Below are 7,814 nucleotides of genomic sequence, written 5' to 3' on the forward strand. Positions count from 1 at the left end.
TTATACAATTACTTGGAGATAAGGTTAGCATCCTTAATTGTGTCAAGTGGTTGACTATTGGATGCCAATCGGGCTTTAACAGTTACTGTTCCACCATATGTTGCACCCGCAATAGCGCTGTAATTAGCACTTTTATCAGCCGCACTTAAAGTCTTGTAAGTATAGCCTGGTGCATAGGCGCCCAATTTAGCTTCATCAGCGGCACCGTTACCAAGCTCTGTGGCAACAAACGCCGGTGCGTTGGTTAAATCTGTTCGGGTATTGGTTAAAGTTTGATCCGCAACTACCAGCCCGGAATCCGCATCAATGATTTTGGCATAGACGATCTTATCATTATTAACTGTCGGCGTCGGCACCTGTTCAATAACAGCCCCTGCGTAAATCCAACCTCGAATACTTGGATCATTATCATTAACAATATAGTAGTATGGCGTTTCCTCACGGGTCATCTCAACGGATTTGGTTACTGTAAAGTCTTCACCGCCATAAGGGGTTGTATCAACCAAAACTTTTTTAGCCCGGTACTGGGATCGGTATGGCGCATCCCACAAAGAATTGATAACACCTGGATTGGTTAATTGAACCGTTTGCGTGTCCGGCATGGCTGCTTGTTTCGTTGTTTGAGCCTGCTTCAAACCATAGCCAACCGATGCCCAATCCGAATCCGGATTTGTTTTACCGACATAAATCCAGCCACGATGTTGATAATCAAACGAAACTACTTTTGCATAGTAAGAACCTTTATTGGTTTTAGCTACCCGATAGGCTCTGAAATAATCCTTTGAACTTTGGGAATTGGCAAGATCGCTTAAAGTTGTCTTGCTGGCAACCAACCGAGCTCCCTTAACCGTTCCCGGCTTTGTATAAATGGCATATTGGCCGGTCGGCACAACATTTCGATCCGTCCCCTTTGCACTGGCAGCATAGTTTCGGGTAACCCGGACCTTTTTACTTTTGGCACCGGCACTTTGAGCATTCGAAAAACCGGCAGCAGCAAATAAACCTAATGCTGCCACACTGATAAACAATGATTTATATAATTTCATATTCATCCCTGCTTCCTCCAAACGAATTCAATGATAATTGCACTGTAATTATATAATAGTTAACCATGTTTTAGGAAGCATTTTCTGGTTCTAAGCCAAAAAAGCGCCCCGGAAAGATTATCCGGGGCGTTTTTTTACCTGGTGAACCAACAGAGCAAGCTTGAAGGAACCCTGTCAGCATGCAAACAACCGGCTTGAACAGCTGCCTGCAGACAAATCAATTTATATGGTAATTAGATATATTAATTGAAGGAATGTATATCTATTTTTAATAAAGTATGCAGGTAAAACATACTTTATGTATGTAGAAAAGAAAAAGAATATTCTTTTTCTTTTCTATGGCGTGTTTTATAATCCAAAAACAAATGATCATTCAAACCGAAACAAACTTTTCAGCTAAATTACTTGGCAACGTAGTTTGTATTGGCGTTGATAGACGTATCTTTACTGTTTACAGTGATTTGGGTAACGTATCTGTGAAGAACGACCTTAACAGTTGAACCATTGCTCAACGAAGAAGCGTTATTGTTAGCTGTGTTCGTTGCATCGTAAACGTAGAAGTAACGCCAGTTGTCAGACCCGGGTACGTTGGTACCAAAGAATCCGGTTGATTGACCCAACAGCGAAATTGGTGTGGTCGATGCCGTACTTGAATATAGATTTGTATTATTCAAAGTTACCTTGGTATTTGAGTTATCCAGTGCTGTTTCAAATTTTCCGTTCGAAGCAAAATAATCGCTAACCTTAAATGAGCCGTTAGTGTCACCACCCGAAGGCAAATCAGCGGATTGTTGTGCACTAGTCAAACCAGGGTAGCCGAGTGCAAAATCAGATGATGAAAGGCTGGTTAAACTGCCACTATTGTTAAGATAGTTGTACGAAACCTTTGTGGTTGCAGCTACCGGGGTCACATCAACAGTCACTGTTGCACCAAAAGTGGTATTGGCCAATGTTGGGCTGATATTTAGATTAGTCGTTGTGCCATCACTTGTAGCCGTTTTGCCATCAGTGGTCGTAAAGGCATAACCGGAAGGCGCACCGGCATTCACAATTGCAGCACCTAAATCACGACCAGTACTGTCTTTGAAACTCGAGCCACTATTATAAAGGTTTTCACCCTTTTCTGAGTTGGATGAACTCGTCGTCCAAGTGTCGGTTGTGCTCAAAAGATTTCCGGTAGACGTGTTCCGATACTGAATCTTGACACTGGTATCGGCGTTAAAGGAAGCTGACGATGAAGCGGATGAAGAAGCCGATGTCGCCTTCAATGCAGAAGCTTGAACCCACTTACCATTTAATTGAGCAGCGGCTGATTGTGCAGCAGCAGAAGCGCTGGCTGACGATGAAGCGGATGAAGAAGCCGAGCTTGAAGCACTTGAAGTGGAACTTGATGCACTAGCGGAGCTTGCCGGCGCAGCTGAAATTTGATACCAGGTATCGCCTTCACGAGAACGGGTCACTGCCTTGGTGATTGTAAATTGTGCACCGGAGTACGGCGTTGTTGTCGTTACGACACTACCGTTAACGGTTGCCCGGCCAACTTTATATTGGGTCCAAGCAGGTGCGTTGTACGCTAAATCAGCTGAACTTGAACCAGGGTTGGCAAGCGTATAAGTTGCACTCGAAGCGGAGCTGTCCAAAGTAGCATCTTTCGTAGTTGCATAAGATTCAATACCGCCGCCAAAACCGGTTGTTGATTTACCACCGTAAATCCAACCACGATACTTGCCATCAAACGTCACAACTTTATAGTAAACTGATCCTCGATTAGTTGTTGCGACCCGATATGCCCGAACATTTTGTTCCGAACTGTTTGAAGAAGCCAGATTTTTCAAAGTTGTCGTTGTTGCAACAACTTTAGCACCCTTTAAAGTACCTGCTTTGGTATAAAGAGCGTTTGAACCGGTAAACGTTACGTTGCGTGTTGTTGCATCAGTCGTTAACGTTTTGTTTGAAGTCACCTTAGCATAAGACTTTGCACTTGCCTGAGTATTGGCAGCACCGGCGGCAGCAACAAAACTCAATGCAGCCATTCCAACAAATAAAGATTTTTTAAAATTAGTTGTCATAAAAGCATTCCTCCATTTTCTATTGTGTTTCCACAAAGAATATAAACAGTATAGCTTCAAAATTGGTTTATGACATTACTAATTGACAACAGAAACGGTCTACATTTACAACTACTTTTCCAAACGATAACATTCTAACAATCCGGCAAAGGAACCGATAAAAAAATCAAAAATTCACACTTTCTTCACATTTAGCATCAATAATGGGCTGTGAAAGGTAGTTAAAACGTCCGCTTTCGTTGTTACCCAAGCATTTTGCCGCAATTTCAAATTGTGAAGAAAGTGTGAAGATTACAATTATGGAAATATTTTGAAATTTATCATAAACAATCGGGAAATGGTTAATTAAAAATCGAGCGCCATTTTTATTCCAAGATTATATTAATATCTGTACTTTTATAAAAACAGGATCAACAGTCTTGGAGTGAACTGTCGATCCCGTTTTATGTTTACCTAGTGAGTTGTTAAAAATGAGCTTGAATCATCTTTAACAATTAAGTGACGAATGCAATCAGCTTGAATAATTACATTCGATCATCCAAATCAATTATGGAGAATCAAGATAGTCAATATATTGATTATCAATGATTAATAAGGTCATCTTCATCAAGATGCCTTATGTATAAAGAGGTTCGGGAAAATAACCTGACTTATCCCCCGAACCCCCCATATTGTTTTAAAGTGAAGAAATTAATGCTCGATGATCAACGTACGCAAATGTAACTACTTGGTAATGTAGTTTGTGTTTGCGTTAACTGATGTATCCTTGCTGTTAACAGAAATTTGGGTTACGTAACGATGGAAAGCAACCTTAACAGTTGAGCCGTTGTTTAAGCTGGCCGCATTGTTGTTGGCAGTGCCTTGTGCATCATATACATAGAAGTAACGCCAATTATCGGAGCCTGGCACATTAGTTCCAAAGAACCCAACTGATTGGCCACTACCAGCAACTTGCTTGTTTGATGTGGTATCAGTATACAAGTTCTTGTTGTCAATCTTACCTGTTGCTGTATTAGCACTGTTCAATGCACTTTCGAACTTACCACCATTACCGAAGAAGTCGCTTACCTTAAATGAGCTGTTTGTAGCACCACCGTTTGGCAAAGCATCTTTTTGTTGCTTATCAGTTAAGCCTGGGAAACCGAGGGCAAAGTCTGATGAAGTCAAAGCAGTCAGTCCGCCGTTGTTGTTATCATAGTTCAATGATACTTTAGTTGCGGCAGCTGTTGGTGTAACATCAACAGTTACTGTTGCGCCAAAAGTAGTATTGTTCAAGTTTGGACTAACGTTCAAGTTTGAACCATCTGGGTTAACAGCTTTGCCGTCGCTTGACTTGAATGCATAGCCGGCAGGAGCGTCAGCATTTACAATATAGGCACCCAAGTCACGGCCAGTGCTGTCTTTGAAGCTGGCACCACTATTGTAAAGGTTTTGACCCTTCTTAGTGTTTGCTGAGTTAGTTGTCCAAGTGTTTGTCTTGTCCAAAGTCTTACCAGTTGTCACATCACGATATTGAACCTTCACACTCTTGTTTTCATCAAATGCAGCTGAAGATGAAGCAGATGATGAAGCTGAAGTAGCCTTAACAGCTGAAGCTTGAACCCATTTACCGTTTAACTGATCAGCAGATGCTGAAGCTGATGAGCTGGCTGATGATGCGGCACTTGAGTTAGCACTTGATGCTGAAGCTGATGAGCTTGCTGATGATGCAGCACTTGAGTTAGCACTTGATGCACTAGCAGAGCTGGCAGGTGCTGCAGATAATTGATACCAAGTTTGGCCGTCACGTGAATTAGTAACTGCCTTGGTAACTTTGAAGCGTGCGCCAGAGTACGGTGCAGTAGTTGTAAGTACTTGGTTGTTAACCTTGGCACGGCCAACTTTGTATTGGGTCCATGCTGGTGCTTCATATGCTAAGTTGGCAGCATCCGAACCTGGTTGTGCCAAAGTATAAGTAGCGTTTGCAGCAGAACTGTCTAAAGTGGCATCCTTAGTAGTTGCGTATGATTCAACACCGCCACCAAATGATGAAGTTGACTTACCGCCGTAAATCCAGCCGCGGTATTGGCCATCAAATGAAACAACCTTGTAGTATACGGAACCACGATTGGTTGTAGCTACCCGGTATGCACGAACGTTGCTCCTGCTGTCCTTTGAAGAAGCAGCATTTTGTAAAGTAGACTTGCCGGCAACAACCCGGGCACCCTTCAATGTACCTGCTTTAGTATATAAAGCAGCTGAACCGGTCCAGTTTACGTTACGAGAATTTGCGTCAGAAGTTAAAGCCTTATTTGATGTGATCTTGGCATAGCTCTTAGCGCTTGCTTGGGTATTAGCAGTACCTGCTACAGCAGCGAAGCTCAAAGCAGCCAAACCAACAAATAATGACTTTTTCAAGTTATTTGTCAAAATATATTCCTCCAATTTTTCTTGTGTGTCCACAAAGAATGATTACAGTATACCGTCTGAGGCGTTTAGTGAAATTACGAAAACTTTTCGATTTAAAGGTTTTATTACAATAACATTACATTGAAACAACATTGTAACAAAACCAGAAAGTAAAAATTAAAAATTTTAAAACATCCCAAAAATTCACAAAAAATTCACATCTTCATACTTTAATTATCGTAAAGAACCGTTGACGCTGCTGAATTAACGCACCGACGGGCTTGAACGCTATTTCTTAAATTGTGTACAAATTATGAAGAAATTGTGAATATTCTTAATAAGTAATCAATTTTGTTAATGCCATTCATTTATGACTAAAACCAATAAAAAAGTAGGTAAAACCCCTTTTTAATTGTTTTTATTTCACAAATGTTACATTTGTTATCAAAAGGCGATATTTAATAACGGATTTTCATAGACCATTTCAAAGAAGCAAGAAAAAAAGAAGGTCATTGAAATTTCAAACACATTTTTCAATAACTTTCTCTTCACATTTTATATAATAACGATAAATCTAATTACTGATCAAACTTGGTGCTAGCTGGAATACTAGCACTGAAATTAACGCTAACAGGGGTTGAACTGCCGTAAACGCCATCGTCGGCTGCTGAAACTGGTATAAAGGTAATGTGATACCAACGAAGAACGTATTGTTGACCAATCCCTAAGAAACCGCCCTCTTTAACAAACTGTGGATAAAGTGGTGACCGGACACCGTTAGCTTGACTAACAATGCTGCCGGCAGTGATCTTATCACCACTGATACCATGGAGTGCTGGTAAACTTGATGTAAGGTATTGGGACATAGCTGCCTTCAGATACGTTTCATTAATGCCGTCCTTGCCGTCAACATTATTATCTGTTTTCTGGAACCATCCTGGATTCATGCTATTCATCAAGGTCTGATAATCTTTTGTATTATCCTTTTGCATTTTATATAATTGGGAAGCTGTATAATTTAGATTGGAATCCTTTCCATATCCCGGATTAGCACTATCATTAATTGTTGGTCCATCAACCGCAGTCAGCCCATTTGCCGTCAAGCTCAACGAGGATTGACCTAAAGCAACCGCTTTAATCGTAACGGTCGATCCATACTTAGTCTGTGCCAGCGCACTGATTTGATCAGTTGTTAAGGTCCCGTTAGTTGACGTACCGGATAATGAGTAGCCGGTACCGGTAAGTGCCGTATTAATTTGACTAGTCAACTGCGTCATATCGTTCGAAGACAAATTCCAAGTAGAGCCATTTTGAGTCCCCAGCGTCTGGTCCTTTGCCCCATTACCATAATTAATTGTCTTAATCTGATTACCATTTGGATCGGCCAAGACAATCTTAACCGGGCTTAATGTACTTGAGCTACCAGCTGAACCTGTTCCACTTGTAGAAACTGCCGTTAACCCCGAATAAAGAATCCAGCCGTTTGCGGCCGAGTTAGCAGAATCAGTCGCACTAATATGGACCCACTGGTCACCCTCTCGACTTCGAGTAACTGCTTGATCAATTTTAAAGGTTTTATTGGCATATGAACTGGAATCAGTAATTTGACGGCCAACTTTATATTGCGTCCATGCCGGTTGTTGATAAGTAACCGTCTTACCATCATTGGCAGTTCCGGGATTAGTAATCTTGAACGTGCCATTTTGCTGATCGGTCGTCATTGCAGCGTACTTGGTGGTTGCATATTGCGTTAAACCACCGCCGAAATCGGATGTACTTTTACCACCATAAATCCAACCACGATACTGCCCATCGAAAGTAACAACTTTATAGTAGACTGAGCCACGATTAGTTTTGGCAATTCGATAAGCTCGAACATTATTGTTCGACACGTTGGTGTTGGCCAAGCTGCTTAAGATACTTGCTGACGCCACTTTTTTAGCGCCCTTCAATGTTCCTGCCTTTGTGTACAAAGCACTGCTGCCGGTAAAATTAACGTTTCGGTCAAACGAATTCATTGAAAGTGCTTCGTTCGACGTCACTTTAGCGTAACTTTTGGCACTTGCATTTTGCCCGCCGCTAACACCTGCTGCAAAAAAACCTAAGGCAGCTGCTGACACAAATAGTGATCGTTTTAGATTAAGTTTCATTATAATATTCTCCCCAATATAGTTTTCTGATACTATGATGTATTTTACAGTATCATTCACTCATTGGCTATGCAACCACCATAAATGTTTAATCGTTTTAACATGTATGTAATATCATGCAAGAATTCAAATTCCATCATAAAAAAGAAGCCTCCAGGAAA

Annotated in this window: 4 protein-coding genes; all 4 read right to left on the reverse strand. The window is 41.2% G+C overall.

Translation table 11 applies throughout. The features are described from left to right. Positions 1 to 8 precede the first annotated feature (8 nt). Positions 9 to 1,052 carry a hypothetical protein gene (locus JCM14108_RS13110; RefSeq protein WP_051996219.1) on the reverse strand — a complete coding sequence of 348 codons (1,044 nt, stop codon included), beginning with the start codon at positions 1,050 to 1,052 and terminating at the stop codon, positions 9 to 11. Positions 1,053 to 1,447: 395 nt separating this feature from the next. Continuing rightward, a complete protein-coding gene (locus JCM14108_RS13115) occupies positions 1,448 to 3,115 on the reverse strand; it encodes a hypothetical protein (RefSeq protein WP_035181385.1) in 1,668 nt (555 codons plus the stop codon). A gap of 723 nt (positions 3,116 to 3,838) precedes the next feature. Continuing rightward, a complete protein-coding gene (locus JCM14108_RS13120; protein ID WP_035181386.1) occupies positions 3,839 to 5,524 on the reverse strand; it encodes a hypothetical protein in 1,686 nt (561 codons plus the stop codon). A gap of 557 nt (positions 5,525 to 6,081) precedes the next feature. Beyond that, on the reverse strand, positions 6,082 to 7,653 hold the full coding sequence (locus JCM14108_RS14870) for a hypothetical protein (protein WP_191978554.1): 1,572 nt from the start codon (positions 7,651 to 7,653) through the stop codon (positions 6,082 to 6,084). Between the last annotated feature and the right edge of the window lie 161 nt (positions 7,654 to 7,814).

It is taken from the genome of Lentilactobacillus farraginis DSM 18382 = JCM 14108, assembly GCF_000583655.1.
Taxonomy (GTDB): Bacteria; Bacillota; Bacilli; order Lactobacillales; family Lactobacillaceae; genus Lentilactobacillus; species Lentilactobacillus farraginis.

What these genes read in the sequence shown, in the direction of transcription:
- JCM14108_RS13115 (WP_035181385.1), bottom strand. Translation starts at nt 3,115, where the DNA reads ATGACAACTAATTTTAAAAAATCTTTATTTGTTGGAATGGCTGCATTG.
- JCM14108_RS13110 (WP_051996219.1), bottom strand. Translation starts at nt 1,052, where the DNA reads ATGAATATGAAATTATATAAATCATTGTTTATCAGTGTGGCAGCATTA.
- JCM14108_RS14870 (WP_191978554.1), bottom strand. Translation starts at nt 7,653, where the DNA reads ATGAAACTTAATCTAAAACGATCACTATTTGTGTCAGCAGCTGCCTTA.